The organism is Chloroflexota bacterium, from assembly GCA_020161265.1.
In the GTDB taxonomy this organism is placed as follows: Bacteria; Chloroflexota; Chloroflexia; order Chloroflexales; family Herpetosiphonaceae; genus Herpetosiphon.
The window spans coordinates 39,943-56,330 of record JAIUOC010000003.1; the positions used below are offsets into that span (position 1 = coordinate 39,943).

18 protein-coding genes are annotated in these 16,388 nt (G+C 50.8%); 4 read left to right on the forward strand and 14 right to left on the reverse strand.

Annotation, left to right across the window (positions count from 1 at the left end; genetic code table 11):
* Window positions 1-39 precede the first annotated feature (39 nt).
* Both LCH85_07360 and LCH85_07365 read right to left on the reverse strand, forming a co-directional pair.
* Entirely contained in the window at window positions 40-1,023 is a 984-nt protein-coding gene (locus tag LCH85_07360; GenBank protein MCA0351799.1) for a hypothetical protein, read from the reverse strand.
* Window positions 1,011-1,388, reverse strand: a complete 378-nt coding sequence (locus LCH85_07365; GenBank protein MCA0351800.1) for a hypothetical protein — start codon at window positions 1,386-1,388, stop codon at window positions 1,011-1,013. Before LCH85_07365 ends, LCH85_07360 begins: the two co-directional genes overlap by 13 nt.
* Before the next feature lie 75 nt (window positions 1,389-1,463).
* Here LCH85_07365 and LCH85_07370 point away from each other — a divergent pair, with 75 nt between their 5' ends.
* Window positions 1,464-2,030, forward strand: coding sequence for a GNAT family N-acetyltransferase (locus LCH85_07370; GenBank protein MCA0351801.1), 567 nt, complete (start codon window positions 1,464-1,466; stop codon window positions 2,028-2,030).
* Between the two features lie 114 nt (window positions 2,031-2,144).
* Complete coding sequence (locus tag LCH85_07375; protein ID MCA0351802.1) at window positions 2,145-2,753, forward strand: trimeric intracellular cation channel family protein; 609 nt, start codon at window positions 2,145-2,147, stop codon at window positions 2,751-2,753.
* Here the strand turns inward: LCH85_07375 and LCH85_07380 are convergent.
* The 4 genes from LCH85_07380 to LCH85_07395 form a co-directional block, all read right to left on the reverse strand.
* Window positions 2,742-3,173 carry a hypothetical protein gene (locus tag LCH85_07380; GenBank protein ID MCA0351803.1) on the reverse strand — a complete coding sequence of 144 codons (432 nt, stop codon included), beginning with the start codon at window positions 3,171-3,173 and terminating at the stop codon, window positions 2,742-2,744. The two genes, LCH85_07375 and LCH85_07380, sit on opposite strands and share 12 nt — an antisense overlap.
* Window positions 3,166-3,618: a hypothetical protein gene (locus LCH85_07385; GenBank protein ID MCA0351804.1), complete on the reverse strand. Its 453-nt coding sequence runs from the start codon at window positions 3,616-3,618 to the stop codon at window positions 3,166-3,168. Before LCH85_07385 ends, LCH85_07380 begins: the two co-directional genes overlap by 8 nt.
* Before the next feature lie 389 nt (window positions 3,619-4,007).
* A complete protein-coding gene (locus tag LCH85_07390) occupies window positions 4,008-4,457 on the reverse strand; it encodes a hypothetical protein (GenBank protein MCA0351805.1) in 450 nt (149 codons plus the stop codon).
* 292 nt (window positions 4,458-4,749) lie between these two features.
* Window positions 4,750-5,994: an exonuclease SbcCD subunit D gene (locus LCH85_07395; GenBank protein MCA0351806.1), complete on the reverse strand. Its 1,245-nt coding sequence runs from the start codon at window positions 5,992-5,994 to the stop codon at window positions 4,750-4,752.
* Window positions 5,995-6,130: 136 nt separating this feature from the next.
* On the opposite strand from LCH85_07395, the gene LCH85_07400 reads away from it, so the two are divergent.
* Both LCH85_07400 and LCH85_07405 read left to right on the forward strand, forming a co-directional pair.
* On the forward strand, window positions 6,131-6,736 hold the full coding sequence (locus LCH85_07400) for a DsbA family oxidoreductase (GenBank protein ID MCA0351807.1): 606 nt from the start codon (window positions 6,131-6,133) through the stop codon (window positions 6,734-6,736).
* Between the two features lie 15 nt (window positions 6,737-6,751).
* Window positions 6,752-7,735, forward strand: coding sequence for a glycine cleavage system protein T (locus LCH85_07405; protein MCA0351808.1), 984 nt, complete (start codon window positions 6,752-6,754; stop codon window positions 7,733-7,735).
* 48 nt (window positions 7,736-7,783) lie between these two features.
* On the opposite strand, the gene LCH85_07410 is transcribed toward LCH85_07405, so the two are convergent.
* The 8 genes from LCH85_07410 to LCH85_07445 form a co-directional block, all read right to left on the reverse strand.
* Complete coding sequence (locus tag LCH85_07410) at window positions 7,784-8,530, reverse strand: YdcF family protein (GenBank protein ID MCA0351809.1); 747 nt, start codon at window positions 8,528-8,530, stop codon at window positions 7,784-7,786.
* Window positions 8,460-10,835 (reverse strand): response regulator, encoded by a 2,376-nt coding sequence (locus LCH85_07415; GenBank protein MCA0351810.1) that lies wholly within the window; start codon window positions 10,833-10,835, stop codon window positions 8,460-8,462. Before LCH85_07415 ends, LCH85_07410 begins: the two co-directional genes overlap by 71 nt.
* Window positions 10,836-10,896: 61 nt before the next feature.
* The gene (locus tag LCH85_07420; protein ID MCA0351811.1) at window positions 10,897-12,591 is read right to left on the reverse strand and encodes an iron ABC transporter permease; all 1,695 of its coding nucleotides are present in this window, start codon (window positions 12,589-12,591) and stop codon (window positions 10,897-10,899) included.
* 32 nt (window positions 12,592-12,623) lie between these two features.
* Window positions 12,624-13,190, reverse strand: coding sequence for a DJ-1/PfpI family protein (locus LCH85_07425; GenBank protein MCA0351812.1), 567 nt, complete (start codon window positions 13,188-13,190; stop codon window positions 12,624-12,626).
* 6 nt (window positions 13,191-13,196) lie between these two features.
* Window positions 13,197-13,475 (reverse strand): acylphosphatase, encoded by a 279-nt coding sequence (locus LCH85_07430; GenBank protein ID MCA0351813.1) that lies wholly within the window; start codon window positions 13,473-13,475, stop codon window positions 13,197-13,199.
* A 13-nt stretch (window positions 13,476-13,488) separates the two neighbouring features.
* Window positions 13,489-14,517, reverse strand: a complete 1,029-nt coding sequence (locus LCH85_07435; protein ID MCA0351814.1) for an STAS domain-containing protein — start codon at window positions 14,515-14,517, stop codon at window positions 13,489-13,491.
* Window positions 14,518-14,539: 22 nt separating this feature from the next.
* Window positions 14,540-15,904, reverse strand: coding sequence for a tRNA uridine-5-carboxymethylaminomethyl(34) synthesis GTPase MnmE (gene mnmE / locus LCH85_07440; protein ID MCA0351815.1), 1,365 nt, complete (start codon window positions 15,902-15,904; stop codon window positions 14,540-14,542).
* Complete coding sequence (locus LCH85_07445) at window positions 15,904-16,272, reverse strand: hypothetical protein (protein ID MCA0351816.1); 369 nt, start codon at window positions 16,270-16,272, stop codon at window positions 15,904-15,906. The genes mnmE and LCH85_07445 overlap by 1 nt, the downstream gene beginning before the upstream one ends.
* Between the last annotated feature and the right edge of the window lie 116 nt (window positions 16,273-16,388).

The window sequence follows — 16,388 nt, forward strand, 5'->3', positions numbered from 1 at the left end:
GCAACGAGCCGCGATCGAAAAATCGCGGCTCGTTGCTATTTAACGAGCATTCAATTGCATTTGCGCCAAGCGTTGGACATAGCAATTGCCATCGTTGGTCAATTGTTCGAGCACGTCACTTGGGCAACTTGGGTTTTCGGCTAAAGCTGCTCGTCCTTGCCACCATGGCGAGTGAACGCCCTTCGTCAGATGCTCAATCGGTGTCGCGGGGTGACCTAACGCCAGCATATGTAGCCATGGATCGAGCGCATACAAGGCTTCGATTAATCCTCGTTGGCGGGCAAGATCAAGAATTTCAGCTGTGGCCTGCGGGTTTTGCCCAACCGTTTGGCGTATCAGCGAGGCCTGATCTTGCGCTAGCAGCTCTAGAATTTCGGGAGTTGCGGCTGGGTTGAGCGCTGCTGCTCGGCGAATTGGCACTGCCGACCACGTGTAATCACGCGCCAGCGTCAGCAGTAATTTTGGGCTAATGTTGGGATTCCGTGCTAGCGCCGCTCGCACATGCTGCGAATCATCAAGCTCCAATAGTTGATGGACTGTGCGTGGTGTTGCTGGATTTTGGGCCACCAGTAATCGAATGCTAAGATCGTCGTCTTCAGCCAAAATTGCTAAGCCTTTAATATCATTGGAATGCGCTACTTGAGCTCGTTCGGTTAGCGGCGCTTCGAGCAATCTTGGATATGTTGGGGTAAAGTCAAGCGTTTGTGGCTCAAGCACAGGCTGTGGCATAGCTGCCGCTCGATTAAAGCGCGCTTGCTGCTGCTCGGCTGTTGATTGGCGTAGCCAGCCTAACATTGGCTGATTGATCGCATTCAAGCCGATTAATTCTTGTAACAATGTGCTTGCTGTGGCATCGGGCAAGGCCACTTGTTGTTTGTAATGCTGATAGTCGGCGTACCAATTGGCATCAAACGTAGGATTCGAAGCAACATGCAGTTGCACGGTTTGCGCAATTTCAGGGCTAATGCTTTGAATCGACGCTAAAATAACTTGGGGAATTGCCGAACAGCTTAAAAACTGCAAACAGCGCAATGGCTCCATTCGCTTAAAAAACTCAGGATCATATTGGAGCCACGTGGGCAATGCCGGATTCGCCAAAACGCAGCGGGCAGATCGGCGGCAAATTCTAAAGCGAGCATGGGCGGAAGATTGGGGTTGGCAACTAGCGCTTCGAGCAGCGGCGAGGTTCGGCGTTCTAAGATAATTGCCAGTGGGCCTTGCGGTGCTTGGCTATTGAGGTAAGCAAAACTTGTGCTAGGCTGAGCTGAATCAGCGCCTTCTTGCAGTTTAAGCCACTCAGCAAGCGCCATTAATTGTTGTGGGTCGGTTTGAGGGTTGCGGGCAAGGCTGAGCATGGCGGCTTGCTCAACTTGGTTCAGATCGAGCATGATCATTCCTCTCACCCCAAAACTACTGATAGCGTGCTACAATCAGCGCTGCTTAATTACACTGGAGTATACCCCATGTTTAGCTCAAATCGTTTGACCCTGCGGTCAGTTGGTCAAGAAGATCTGCCGATTTTTCATCAATGGTGGGGTGACCCAGAAATTATGGCCCTGCAAACCGATGGCGATATTCGGTTACGCCATGAAACCACCAATGTGATGATGTTTGACCATTGGTTTCGTGATGGTGGCAGCGATGTGGGCTTTTCGATTGAACTCAGCGAGACTGGCCAGCTAATTGGCTTTACCAATGTTTGGGGGGCGCAATTAAAAAATCGCTCAGCCGAATTGGGGATTATGCTCGATAAAGATTTTTGGAACTGTGGCTATGGCACCGAAGCAATGCATGTAATTGTGCGTTATGTTTTTGCCGAGCTGAATTTTCACCGTTTGCAATTGACTGTGCGCGATTACAACCAACGGGCGCAGCGGGTCTATAGCAAAGTTGGCTTTCAAGTCACAGGGCGGTTGCGCCAGATCAATTTTCGCAATGGCCGCTGGCATGATGATCTGGTGATGGATTTGTTGCAGGATGAATATTTAGCTGCCCATGGAGCCTACCCGCCTAGCCCAACCATGCCCTAAATAGCTATAGACCGATCGTAACTTCATGGTATAGTGATAGACAATCGCGACATGAACCGCGCCCGATGCTTTCGGCGCGGTTTTGTATTAACCTAAATCAACATAGAGGTTGTTGTGCAAACGCTACTCTCGATTATTGAAATTTGTGCCACGATTGCCTTTGCCATTTCGGGCATTATTACTGCTCGCCGCCGTTCATTCGATTTAATTGGCGTATACACGGTGGCTTTTGTGACGACGTTTGGTGGGGGAACGGTGCGGGATATTTTGCTCGATCGCCGCCCGTTTTATTGGGTACAACAGCCGATTTATCCAATGTTGATGCTTGGTTTGGCAATTGGCTCGTTTTTTGTGGCTAAGGCTGATTGGGTCGCCTTGACCGAAAAGGCGATTATGATTCCTGATGCGTTTGGTTTGGGCTTGTTTACAGCGGTTGGGGTGGCCTATGGCTTGGAAGCTTCGATGCCGCTGTTTATTGCTGCTTTGATGGGCGTGATCACCGCTTCGGTTGGCGGGATGTTGCGCGATATTTTGTGCAATGAAATTCCGCTGGTGTTTCAGCGCAGCACCCAATTGTATGTTACTTGTGCCTTTGTTGGAGCCTGCGGCTATCTCTTATGTACCTATCTCGGCTTTGAGGCGCTGGCAGTCTTGGTTTGTACTGGAATTACGGCGGCGATGCGTTTGGGTGCAGTGCGCTACGATTGGACGCTACCGATCTAGCCGTTGCAAGGCTGCCTGCGCACTATTGTTGATCATTGTGCGATAAGGGCTTTCGGCCAAGGCAACTAAACTGGCTAAACACGCTTGATAGTGCTCCACGGCTTGGTCGATCTGGGCGGTTTGCTCATACGACCAAGCCACATTTAAATAGAGCGAAGGCAGAAATTCGCTAATTGCGCTTGATTCCACCAACTGTGCCTGTTCAAGGGCGATTTGATTCCATTCGAGCATCGTGGCAAGGGGTTGATGCCGTGCACAATAATGCGCCGCGATACAGCGATCTAACGCTGTTTGGGCGGCAGCCCAAGCTTGTTGATAGGCCGCTTGGGCTGGGCCAATCTGATCGTGCATTTCGGCTTGGGTTCCAGTGACGCACAATTGCACCACCGGATTGGTTTGATCAAGCAGTGGATTACTCATAGCGAAAATGCCTTGCTGCCAAGCGTCGCCAACGGCGCTGACGATGACGATAAAACACCTGAGCAAACAGCCAGATCAATGGAGTGAGCCAGCCCGCCTCAACCACCACATGATCTCGATAGCGCGTGCTTGTGCCTTCGACCGCGACCTCGATCGTGTGATCCCAGCGTTTGATGAGTGGGCTATGGCCATTATCGCGTAAAGTAAAGGGATGTTGCTGGGGGTGCGAGATCACAATTGCCTGCTTGCCAACCGGAATCACCCCAAACAAGCGCAATTCGACCCAATAGGTGCCATCGCGCCAAACATCAGGCAATTGGTTGGGTTGTTTGGGCACGAAGGTCACCAAAGGCTTGGCAACATATTCTAAGAGACGCGAAGTTGTTACATGCTCAATTGCGGTGCTGGCGGCACAATCCAAGCGGGTCGAGAGGTCAACAATCATAACAGCAGCCCTTTCTAGATCAGCCCCATTGCTGATATCGCTCTACCTTACAACCTTGACTGCTACTCGGCAAGCCCAAATTGCCAAAATCGGTTAAAAACGTTCACTCATTCTCCATAACTTTTTCATAGGCAATTGGTACAGTTAACCTAAGCAAGCCCAAAGCGCCGGTGGATGTTGCAAAAAACCTGATTTGGGCTTGCGCAACGATTGAACTCGCGTGAAAGAGTTGTGTATGTTGTATCCAGTGCTATTTAGCTGGCCATGGAGCCGTAATTTCGTCCAACAACTACGTCGGATCTACCATTTTTCCGAGCCTCAATAACATTCAAATTAAACCAAATGCGGAGAGCCAAAGCTCCCCGCTGCATAATAAGCTATCTGCAAGTTTACAATTTAAGCGCTTCGGCGACATCATTGACTAAAATCGTATATTCACCTGGCTTTAGCTCGCCCTCGATTTGAATAATGGTGCTAAATGGCGAGATCTGTTGGTTACACATGGCATCTTTAGGCCGAATTGTTGTGACTTCAATTTTGATTGTGTTGCCGTCGATCGATTGTTTGGCTTCATGGAAGGCGGTACAACCATCGTTGAGCATGCCGTTAATTTCAACCGATACTTGGGGCGGCATTGATTCTTTGACCGAAACCGCAACACTTTCGATCAGCATCGGATTAATCTCACTTTGCGCAAGATCGGGGGTGGGGTAAGCCGCGCTATCGCTGGTGGGAGTTGCGGCAACGGTGGCCGTAGGAACGGTGGTCGGTGTGCTTTCTGCGGTGCCGCATGCTGCTAAAACGGAGGTCAAAACGAGCAGCAAAAATCCCTTACGCATTCGGTAAAACTCCTTTAATCATGCTGGCCTTGTGCCAACGTGCTTACTAAATTCAACGCTAGCATAGCAGATTTTGTTCCTGCCTAAGTTTGAAACCACGAAGCACACGAAGTTGATTTTTGATCCACGAAGGACACGAAGGACGAGGGATGAGGGATCAGGGATCAGGTTAATACAGCGTGTTTCAAGCTGCTGACCCCTCGCCCCTGAATCCTGACCCCTCACACCCTCTGCGCCTCTGCATTAAAGCCTGAGGCCTCTTTTTTGATTTTTGCCTTCTGACTTTTGACTTTCATCCTTGCTCAAGCGCTTGTTCGGCTTTAATCAAGGCATCGGCGGCTTTGAGCATCTGTTCGCGGCGGGCGGCGCTGATATTGCTGCTTTCAAGATAAATTTCGAGGGCACGGCGCGGGGTTAATCCTTCATTCAATTCGCTGGCAACCGCAGCATAGCGAGTGCGTTCGCTGCGTTGGGCCTCAATCGCAATGCTGGCGATCACATGGGTTTCGGCTGCTTCGAGCAAGCGTCGCAGTTCTGTTTCATCAAGTTGTGGGCGTTGCTCAGCAGCTGCACTAATTAACAAACGCACCACCGCGCCATTCAAATCACGCTTACTAATTGCTTGGGCCACTCGCTCCATGGGGTCGCTGCTGCCAGTTACATCAACTTTAATCGTAACGAATGGGCGCGGGTGTACCGCAATGGGCTGATAGCTGGCATCTTCCCAATTATTTTCAATTTCAACAATTACCACCTGTTTTTGCTCGGATTCCTCGCTAAAATCGATGCGCTCAATTGAGCCTGGGTAGATCATTGGGGGATTTTCGCTGAGCACTTGATAGCGGTGAATATGGCCCAAGGCCACATATTGAATGCCTGGCTGGGCCAAAAGTGATGGCGGCAGAATCAGATCGTTGCCTAGCATCACCGAGCGTTCAGCGCCATACGTGGCATTAGAAACAGTGCCATGAAAGGTCAAAATTGCTGGTAAATCGCCGCGCAACCGCTCAGGCACTTGTTCGAGCCAAGCCCCGACCCGCCGCAACAATTCAGCTTCGAGTTCAGCAAATGGCAATTCACGAATATCATCTTTGGTCAAAATGGCGTGGCGGCTGATCCATGGCACGGCCACAATTTGAATGCTACCTGCGCGAGTTTCGATCGTATGAATCCCAAGCCGATCGGCAATTGTTACCCCGTCGATGGCGAGGGTATCGAAAATTTCGACCGAATGAGCCTTGCCTGCGGCGGCTGAAACATCGTGATTGCCAACCAACATAAATACTGGAATGCCACGATCGAGCACACTGCGCAGGCGACGAGCAAATTCACGTTGATGGGTTGGGTTGGGCGTGCGGTTTTTGTAAATATCGCCAGCAATCAGCACCAAATCAACATCATGCTCGATGCCAATCTGCAAAGCCTCGGCAAACCGATCAAGATAATCGATTAAGCGGGTATTGAGGCCAGTTGTGCTATCGATTCGGCCATAATTTTCCATGCCAATGTGAATATCTGCGAGGTGAAGAATTTTCATGCCCAAGATACCTTTAATAGCTCATGTGTTTGGTTAGTCTACCACAATCGGCGGCTCATGGTAGACTGAAAAGGCCGCCAGTTAATCAAGCTTGTTTGGGCTTGGCGGTTGTTCTTGCGCGGAAAGGATTTTGATCATGTCGGTTAGTGTCGATGTCTGGTCGGATTTTGTTTGCCCCTTTTGTTTTCTTGTTTCAACCAACCTCAAACGCTTGGCTGAAACTCATGATATTCAATTAACTTGGCATGCCTTTGAGTTGCGGCCATTTGGCTCGCCGCCACCCGATGCGCAATATCGCCAGTTTATCGCTGAGAAAACGCCAGCGATGGTAGCAATGGCGAAAACCCAATATGGCGTGGATATTAATCAAGGGCCATTTGGCATCGATAGCCGTTGGGCGCATCGAGCAGCCAAATGGGCTGAGCAACAAGGCCAAGGCGATGCGTTTGCCCAAGCCGTACTTTCGGCCTATTGGTTGCAAGCCCAAGATATTAGCCAGCCAGCAGTTTTAGCAGCGTGCGCCGCAGCAGTGGGGCTTGATGCCAGCAATCTCGCTGCCATTCTCGCTGATCCACTCTATGATGCTGCGGTTGAGGAAGATATTGCTTTAGCCCAGCAACTCCGTTTGAGTGGCGTGCCTGCGAGTGTGTTTGCTAAGCGCTACTTGGTGGTCGGCGCACAACCCTATGAAGTCTTTGCTGATGTGTTGCAGCAAGCCAACGAGCCACCAGCCAGCAACTAGAGGAGGTTGTCAATTATGAATGAACAAGCCTATCGGGCCGCTAGCGAGCATGCAGTTTATCTTGATCGCTCGTCAGCTGGTTGTATCGAAATTACTGGTCGCGACCGTTTGGTCTTAATCAATCGGCTTTCGACCAATGCAGTGCTCAATTTAGCGCCTGGCACTGGCCAAATCACTGTGCTAACCACCAATATTGGGCGAATTATCGATTTAATTACGGTGTTGGCAATTGATGATGATACGATTTGGGTGATTACCAGTGCTAATCGCGGGGCGCAATTAACGACCTATTTTGGCCGTAACAAGTTTTATGGCGACCAATTTAAAGTACGCGATGTGACCGAGAGCGTCCATCAGATGCGGGTGTATGGCAGCCAAGCCAGCGCAATGCTCGAACGCTTGACCAGCCAAAGCTTGGAGCACGTTGGTTTATGGCAACACCTCAGCGCTGAAATCGATGGCTGTCCAGTGCGTTTAGCGCGAATTCGTCCGATGCGCGGCGCGGGCTGGGCTATTTTTGCCGATCTTGCGGCGGCTGATGCATTGTGTGAAGCCTTCGATGATGCAAATGCTGCCTTACTTGACCGTCCGACGTATCACACATTGCGGGTCGAAGCTGGCTATCCGGCGCTGAATGAACTCAACGAGGAGTTTATTCCGCTTGAAGCTAATTTGTGGGATGCAGTCAGTTTCAACAAAGGTTGTTATATCGGCCAAGAAATTATTGCCCGCATGGATAGTCGCGGGCGTTTGGCCAAAAAGCTGCAAGGTTTACGCCTAAGCGGCGCAGTTGAAGTACCCGCAACGCTGACTAAAAATAGCCAAGATGCTGGCACATTGACCAGCGTGGTTTGGTCGCCAGCCTTGAATCAGTACATTGGTTTGGGCTATGTGCGTACTGGCCACGAGCTTGGTAGCGAATTGACTATTGGTGAGCAGCAGGCTACCGTGGTTGAATTGCCGTTTATTGCGCAAACTGAACCAACGACGGTTGAGTAGCATGCAGCAGCAACCGCTGAGATTGGAATGATTTTGGCGGTTGCTGGTTCACTTTTGGGTGCTGGCGATTTCGCCTAGGCCAACGGCTGGCCCCAAAAAGGTTGGTTGGGGCTGGCTGATGTGAACCTCAAACAGGGCTTTGCAACGGGCCAGCCATTCGCGGGTGGTGTAGCGGATTTGGGTTGCTGGTGGATAATAGGTCGTGCTTTGCTCTGGCTTGAAATTCCAATCGGGGATGCTCAGGCCAATCGCGGCCACACCCAATTCACGACAAGTATAAATTGCCCGAGGTAGATGGTAATCTTGGGTAACCAGGATTGCTTGATTTACGCCGAAAATGGCTTTGGCGCGGTAACAAGTTTCGTAAGTGCTAAAACCAGCATAATCACGGGTGATGGCGCTGGCTGGTATGCCGTGGGCGATCGCATAATCACGCATCACGCTTACTTCATCGTAGTTGGTTTGGCTATTATCGCCGCTCATGAGCAAATGCTGGACGCGGCCTGCTTGATAGAGCTGAATTGCACCATCAAGCCGCTCACGTAGGGCGGCACTTGGTTGATTGTAGCGAATACCAGCCCCAAATACGATTGCAACTTGTTGGCTTGGAATGCTCGCCACATCAGCAAAACGATAATTGGCAGTTGCCCAGCGCACCCAACCATTGACCAGTAACAGACCTAAAATTGCCAGCAATGCCAAGCGTAAACCAAATTTGAGCAATTTACGTGGTTGTAGGCGGTTGCTCGACTCGCCGCCGAACTTGCTCGCGCACCAACGCCAAAATCTCTTCACGCCGCACATTCCCCTTACTGACCACCCGTTCAACGGTCTCTTCAAGCTGTTGCCGCTCAGCTTCGGTGAGTTCTTTGGCCGAAACCACAATAATCGGCAAATCGCGGAATTGCTCAAGCTCTTGCAAGGCCGCGATCGTTTCAAACCCATCCATTTCGGGCATCATGAGATCGAGAATCATCGCGCCAAATGGGCGGCTATGCAATGCGCCCAAGGCTTCGCGCCCGTTGGCAGCCTCATAGACTTTCCATCCAGCGCCTTCGAGCATGCGTCGCAGCATCGCCCGACTATCCTGATCATCATCGACCACCAAAACCAATTGGGTTTTAGCATTTTGCGGGTCGATACAACTACGCAGCGTGCGCAGCAATTGGCCGCGATCAACGGGCTTAATCAAATAATCATAAACCCCAAACGAAACCCCTTGGTTTGGTTCGGCCACAATCGTATGCATAATCACCGGAATTGCCGCAATTTTGGGGTCGGCCTTGATTTCGGCTAAAATCTCCCAACCATTGACATGGCCTGGCAACAACACATCGAGCAAAATTGCCGTTGGATGATGATTGCGCACCATCGCTAAGCCATCTTCACCATCAAATGCACTGAGTACGCTCCAGCCCTCGCGCTTGAGCGTGCGTGAAAGCAGGTGGTGGACATTACGATCATCGTCGATAATTAGCACTTTGGGTTGGTTGTTGTTGGCATCGCTGATGATAATCGGCGCTTCATCAAACAATGAAACTGGAGCCATATCGATGACTGATTGTGGTAGGTGCACGCTGAAGGTTGAGCCAACTCCCAATTCACTTTGTACCCGAATATCGCCGCCGAGCAATTGAGCCAAGCGCCGACTTAAGGCCAACCCCAGCCCAGTGCCGCCATATTTACGGGTGGTCGAGGCATCGGCTTGGGTAAATGGCTGAAACAAGCGTGATAATTGGGCGTTGCTCATGCCAATACCATTATCATGCACGCTGAAATCGATCCAACCTGCTTCCTCGCTTGGTTGGACGCGTAGGGTGATGCGGCCATGCTCAGTGAATTTCGCCGCGTTGCTCAGCAAATTGACCAAAATCTGGCGTAAACGGGTCTCATCGCTAATCATCGTCAGCAAACCAGCTGCTGATTCGATCACCAAGCGATTTTCATTTTTGATGATCATGGGATCGACGGTTGAGCGCACATCATGCAGCAGTTGGGGCAGCGAAATTTCCTCAGGCAAAATCTCAACCTTGCCCGATTCAATCTTGGCCAAATCCAAAATATCGTTGATCAAGGTCAGTAGATGTCGCCCTGAGAGCCGAATCCGATCGAGATCTTCGATCATCGCGGTTTGGCCGAGGTCTTCACATTCTTCTTGGAGAATTTCGCTATAGCCGATGATCGCATTAAGTGGGGTGCGCAATTCGTGGCTCATATTGGCCAAGAAATTACTTTTGGCGCGATTGGCTTCTTCGGCCACAAATTGCAAGCGTTGGGCATGATCTTTGGCTTGCTCAAGCCGTTCGATTTGGCCACGAATCGTTTGGGCCATGGTATTGAACATCGCGGCGAGGCGACCTACTTCATCATAACGGCGAATTGGAATATCGGTGGTAAAATCGCCATCAGCAAAGCGCTGTGCTCCATCGCGCACCAACTTGAATTGGCCGCCAACCCGCCCCAGCAGATAGTAGACAAACAGAATGAGCAACACAAATATGGCCAAGCTGCGTCCAGTCAGCGCCACAATCATGCGGCCATTTTGCTTGGTAATTGTCGTTTCAAGTGCTTCAGATTGATCATCAATGATATCGGATAGCACTTGGGTGGCCTCGTCGAGTTGATCGGCGCGTTCGTCGAGTACTTCCCATGCGTAAAGTTCAGCCGCCGAGCGAGTTGGCGCTGATTCTTGCAAACGTAGATCGATTTGAGCGAGGTAGGCAACACCGGCATCTTGGTAGTCGGTGCTGAGTTTTTGGACATTTTCGAAGGCGATTTTGGTTTCTGGGTTCGGCTGTATGTTCTTGAAGAATTGTTCAAGCTCTAGGCGTTTGTCATCGAAGGCTTGGCGATAACGGGTATAGTGTTCACGCTCCTCGACTTCACCTAAGGCATAGGCATCGAGTGCATGGGCTTGATATTGAGTATAGAGGCTAATTTCGCGAGCTAAACGTTCGGCATCTTCTAAATCAATCACATATTCAATATCATTATTGAGCATGCTACGCTCAACAACCCCGATGATATTTAATCCGGTCATTAAGCTCAAAATGATCGCTGCAATCGTGATCATTGTACGGCGTACCGACCCGCGTTTCATGCAAACTTCCTTAGCCAAGCCAACTGATTCCATTGCTATTATACTCTATGCTGTCTAGCGATCACCATTCGCTCGTTTGGTCGCGAAATTGCTCTAAAAGCAGAAAACTTATGAAGGTTATGCCCATCAAAAGGCTGCTCATTGCTAAGGCTTGGCCATAGTTGCTGGCCCCTGGTTGGCCTAAAAAGCGAAAGATCACGACTGGCATGGTGGCGGTGGCTGGGCTGGTTACGCTCACCACCAAGGCTGCGCCAAAATCGCCCAACGATACAGTAAAGGCAAATAAGCCTGCGGCCATGATGCTTGGCAGCAGCAAGCCCAAATCAACTTCACGCCAAGCCTGCCATGGTTTTGCACCCAACATTCGAGCTGCTTCGCGCAACTGTGGGTTTAAACGGCGCAAGGCTGGCACCATGGTGCGAATCACAAACGGCAAGGCTAACAGGGTGTGAGCAAGCGGCAACAAACCTGACCAACGGCGCAGATCGGGTGTTTCCCAACCCCAAAATGCATATGAACGAAAAGCGATAATATAGCCTAAGCCGACTGTTACTGCCGATGTGCCCAAGGGGAGCATCAACACACCATCGAGCAAGCGGCTCAAGCGGCCTTGGGGTTGGGCCAATAGATAGGCGCAGGGCAAACCAAAAATTAACGCCAAGATCGTGGTAATGCCCGCATAGCGCAATGAGTTGAGCATGGCTTGGGTTGGCGGTACATAGGCATAACTACCACGCTGATTAACCCCTAGCATGCGAAAATACTCAAGGCTCCACTGGCCTTCGATCCGCATTGCTCCCAATACCAAACTTGCTAGCGGCAGCACGATTAAACTACTCGTAAGCAGCATGACCGCGCCAACCGCCACGCGACTTGGCCAGGTTCGTGCGCGACGCAAGGGCAATCCTTGGGCTTCTTGGGGCACGCTGCTGCGCCGAACCAGCCGCGTATAAGCCAAGGTCAAGCCCAAACTGGTGAGAATTTGCAAGAGCGAGAGGGTTGCAGCGACAGGCAAGTTAAATTGATGAATCGCTTGATCATAAATTTCAACTTCGATTGTGCGTTGCTGGCTGCTGCCCAATAACAGCACTGTGCCAAAGGCCGAAAACGTGAAGGTAAACACCAATAATGCTGCTGCCAATAAGGCGGGCATTGCCAAAGGTAAGGTCACTTCGAGCCAAACTCGCCAGCGCGGCGCACCCAAAACCTGAGCCGAAGCCTCTAATCGTGGATCGTGGTTGCTCCAATAGGCTGTCAGCAAACGTACCACCACGGTCAAATTGAAAAAAACATGGGCAATTAAAATCATGCCAAGGCTTTGCTCAAGCTCCAACGGCGGCTGGGTCAACTCCAACCAAGCCACCAACCAGCGATTGATCAAACCACGCTCACCCAAGAGTGACCGAAAGGCCAAAGCCACCACAACGGTTGGCAGCACAAACGGCACGGCAATCAGCGAGCGCAGCAATGCCCGCCCCGGAAATCGATAATGAGCCAAAATATAGGCAGTTGGCACGCCCAAAAGCAAGGTTAACAGGGTTGAAAGCGTCGCTTGCCAGGCGCTCCAAGCCACAACTTGCAGCAAACTGCGATTGCTGAATACGGTTTGAATTGCCGAGCCAAGGCCTTTTTCGGCAAACGCCCGTTGCATAATCGCCCAGAGTGGCACACCAAAAAAGAGCACAAAAAAAGCTAGCGCAGGCAAGGCCAAAAGCCAATAGAGCCATTGAATGCGCCGCTGATTAATATTTGACATAAAGTTTCTCAACTAGCCAAGCTGGAGCGATGTTAGCGCCATTCGATTCGTTCGGCGACTTGGGCGCGTAGTTCGGGGCTAAACCACGTTTCCAACAAGGCTAGCGCCAAATCGATGCCTGCCGAAACCCCTGCCGAGGTGGCGATTGGTGGCGTGATAGTATAGCGTTGTTGGCGTTCAACAGTAATCTGGCTATTTTCGGCCAAGAGATCCAGTGCGGTGTAGTGGGTGGTGGCCTGTTTGCCATCGAGCAAGCCTGCCGAAGCGAGTACCAACGCGCCTGTGCACACTGAAACAACCCAGCCACGTTGCTGTTGTTGGCGTAAATAATCGAGAATTAAGTTGTTGTGACGGGCATGGGTGCGTGCGCCAATCCCACCTGGCACTAAAACCACATCAAATGCTGGGGCATCGGCAAAACTATAATCGGACTGGATTTTCAGGCCATAACGAGCTTTGACCGTTTGGGTTTGTTCAGCAACCGTGTGAATTGTGAGATCAACCCAATTGCTTGCCATGCCAAACACTTCGAGCGGCCCGATAAAATCCAGTTCCTCGGCATCGTTGAAAATCAAGATACCAATTGATTTAATGCTCATGATTGATTACCACGCAATATCAAAGGTTGGCTCACGGTGGGTTGGCTCTTGCCAAGTGACCTCAACATGTTGCACTTTGGCATGAATTGGGCCGCTATAACACCAACTGATCATGCGCTGCACGCCAGCTTGGCTGCCCTCGAAAATCGCTTCGACGCTGCCATCGGGCAAATTTTTAACCCAGCCACCAATTTTGGCCAAACGCGCTTGATCGCGGCAGGTCGCGCGAAAATTGACTCCCTGAACCGTTCCAGTGACAATCACATGAGCCCGCGTTGTTTCCACATATCCCCCTTATTTAGCGAAGTTCTAAGGCTGCCGCCAAGGTTGGTGCTGACAGCACGGTTTGGCGGTTGAGCTTTAACTGTACCATCATTGGAGCTACTTCGGGTTGTAATCCAGCCAAAATCACCCGCGTGCCTAATAATTTTGCCCCTTGGATAATTCGTTCAAGCATGGTCAGCAAGCTATCGGATGCGACGAGAACGCTGGTTAAATCGAGAATTAAGGTATTCGCCCGTTGTTCGTGAATGTAGCTTAGCAAGGAATCTTCCACCGCTTTGGCGCGTTGGGTATCGAAGCCGCCGATTAGTGGTAGCACCACCACATCATCGCCGACGGGCAAGGCCGCCACAGTCAAGGCATCAACCGTTTGGCGCAGCGTCGTTTCGGTTGAAACTAATTGTTGATTCGAAGTTTCAAGCCGAATTGCCAAGGCAGCTAGTTCGTCGGAGCGCTGTTGCATTGCTTGGCGCGATTGTTCTAATTCATGTTCACGTTGATTAATCACATGGGTCAAAATAGTGATAATTGCACCTGTACCAAGTAATAAAATTGTTTGTGAAACAATGGCAAGATATTTATAATTATCATTGACACTCATCATAATCAGCGAATTTGGATCACTAAAGCCCCAAAAGAGTGTAATTTCATTGATAATTGCAATCAAGTGAATGATAATACTCATTGCTGTTGCGGCAATAATCCAGCGTGCCCGCGCCAAAATAAAACCTGTGCCCATTAACTCAATACAAATAATCGCAAAATTATACGATACAAAGCCACCAATATTATGATTGACCACGGCTACAGTAATCGAACTGGCAAAATGCAATACAAGCGTTAATGGATATAAATTGTTTGGCTTGAGTAAGAACATATAACCAACAATTAGTAATCCATGAATAATTGCCACATAGAAATTAATTTGTGATTGAACATTGGCCCAATCAAAAATTGAAATTGGCAAAAACAATGCTGTAATGCCGAGCATAATTCGCGCATACAATTTGGCACGTTCAACGGGTAGCTGCTTTGAATCGGGCACGGCTGGCTCCTTGTGGGCGTGATTATTTGCCAATACAAAAGCGACTAAAGATCATATTCAATAAATCATGTTCGACCGTTTCGCCAGTAATTTCGCCTAGGCTGGCGATTGCTTCGTGCAAATCGATCGCAATCAGATCAACAGGGCGGCCTTCGCGTAAGCCTTGGATGGCTTGTTCTAAGGCGGCGTTGGCGCGGCGCAAAGCCTCGCGATGGCGTGGATTGGTGACTAAGCGGGCATCGCTGAGCGGCAAACCACCAAGCAACTGTTCGGCTACCATTGTACCTAAATAATCCAAGCCTGTGCCAGCCTGCGACGAGATTGCGATGCTGCCACGGAGCTTGGGGTGGCTTTGAGTCAGCGCGGTTAAATCGGCATGTTGACCTAAATCGGCTTTGGTCGCAATGACGATTGTGGGTCGTTCATGAGTTAATCGAGCAATTGCCAAATCTTCTGGGCTTAGCGGCTGCGAACCATCGATCAAGAGTAATACCAAATCGGCTTTGCTGAGGGCGGCGCGTGAGCGTTCGACCCCAATTCGTTCAACGAGATCGTCAGTTTCGGTAATTCCAGCGGTATCAATCAGCACCACCGGAATTCCGCCCAGATTGGCGGTTTCTTCCAAGGTATCGCGGGTTGTGCCAGGAATAGCGGTGACGATGGCGCGTTCGGTGCGCAATAGGGCATTCATCAAACTCGATTTGCCAGCGTTGGGCCGACCAACCAAGGCGGCGCGTGCCCCTTCGCGCACGACCACGCCTTGATCGGCCCCAGCAAGCAGTTGGCTGAGCAGGCTTTGGGCTTGCTGCAAGGGCTGTTGTAGTTCCTCGCTGGGCACATCATCTTCGGGAAAATCGGTGAGGGCAGTGACATAGGCCAATGGATACATCAACTGCTCGCGCAACGTGCGCAGATCACGCGAAAGCCCGCCGCCCAGTTGATCGAGCGCCAAGCTAAGCCCCAAGTTGGTTTGAGCTTCGATCACATCGAGGGTTGCCTCAGCTTGCACTAAATCGATGCGGCCATTGGCAAAAGCGCGTAGGCTAAATTCGCCTGGGTTAGCTAAACGAGCGCCATGGGCCAGAGCCAACGTTAGGGTGCGGCGCAAGGGCAGCGGGCCGCCGTGGCAGTGAATTTCTAAAATATCTTCACCGGTGAACGAGCGTGGCCCCTTGAAAAAAACCGCCAAAACTTCATCCACAACCTGTCCATGTTCATCGAGCACATGGCCATAGCGCATTTGGTAAGAGCGCCAAGCGCCTTTGCGGCGCGGTTTGATCAAGGCTTGGGCGATGGCTAAGCTTTGGGGGCCGCTGACCCGAATAATCCCAACCCCGCCAACGCCAGGTGGGGTGGCCAACGCAGCGATCGTATCAGCGTAGAGCATTAGCGCAACCTCGATGTACTGGTCAAGGGCATAGTTGCGGGCATACTTTGCACATGGCAAAAGCCACAGGTTGGCGCAAAACTATGGTTAAAACTGGGAGCGGTCGGCAAGCCAGCGTTATGGCAGGTTTTACAATCGGCGACTGCCACCGATAAATCATGGTTTGGCAGTTCTTTGACATCGGGGCCATAGGCGGCGGCAAAGGCAAAAACCCAGGTTGCCACAATCACCACACCAGTCATGGCAAACATCAAACGCATCGGCCAACTGCGCATCATCGCACGATAGCGGGCGCGAGCTGCCGCTTTATCGAAAACCGGCGCAGCATCTGGCTGCTCATCGGGCAGCATCTCAGGTGCATCGCTCATAGGGCAACATCCTTCTAGAATTGAGCTAGTTAATCAAATCGGCTAGATCATATCATACTGTGAGTTGGGTCGTGTGTTTGACCAAGCCGATTTTTTCGGGTACAGTTCTTGCATAG

Excerpts from the sequence above, each read along its gene's own strand:
- LCH85_07365 (MCA0351800.1), bottom strand. The coding sequence starts at position 1,388 with ATGCTCGATCTGAACCAAGTTGAGCAAGCCGCCATGCTCAGCCTTGCC.
- LCH85_07370 (MCA0351801.1), top strand. The coding sequence starts at position 1,464 with ATGTTTAGCTCAAATCGTTTGACCCTGCGGTCAGTTGGTCAAGAAGAT.
- LCH85_07380 (MCA0351803.1), bottom strand. The coding sequence starts at position 3,173 with ATGAGTAATCCACTGCTTGATCAAACCAATCCGGTGGTGCAATTGTGC.
- LCH85_07385 (MCA0351804.1), bottom strand. The coding sequence starts at position 3,618 with ATGATTGTTGACCTCTCGACCCGCTTGGATTGTGCCGCCAGCACCGCA.
- LCH85_07390 (MCA0351805.1), bottom strand. The coding sequence starts at position 4,457 with ATGCGTAAGGGATTTTTGCTGCTCGTTTTGACCTCCGTTTTAGCAGCA.
- LCH85_07395 (MCA0351806.1), bottom strand. The coding sequence starts at position 5,994 with ATGAAAATTCTTCACCTCGCAGATATTCACATTGGCATGGAAAATTAT.
- LCH85_07400 (MCA0351807.1), top strand. The coding sequence starts at position 6,131 with ATGTCGGTTAGTGTCGATGTCTGGTCGGATTTTGTTTGCCCCTTTTGT.
- LCH85_07405 (MCA0351808.1), top strand. The coding sequence starts at position 6,752 with ATGAATGAACAAGCCTATCGGGCCGCTAGCGAGCATGCAGTTTATCTT.
- LCH85_07415 (MCA0351810.1), bottom strand. The coding sequence starts at position 10,835 with ATGAAACGCGGGTCGGTACGCCGTACAATGATCACGATTGCAGCGATC.
- LCH85_07420 (MCA0351811.1), bottom strand. The coding sequence starts at position 12,591 with ATGTCAAATATTAATCAGCGGCGCATTCAATGGCTCTATTGGCTTTTG.
- LCH85_07425 (MCA0351812.1), bottom strand. The coding sequence starts at position 13,190 with ATGAGCATTAAATCAATTGGTATCTTGATTTTCAACGATGCCGAGGAA.
- mnmE (MCA0351815.1), bottom strand. The coding sequence starts at position 15,904 with ATGCTCTACGCTGATACGATCGCTGCGTTGGCCACCCCACCTGGCGTT.
- LCH85_07445 (MCA0351816.1), bottom strand. The coding sequence starts at position 16,272 with ATGAGCGATGCACCTGAGATGCTGCCCGATGAGCAGCCAGATGCTGCG.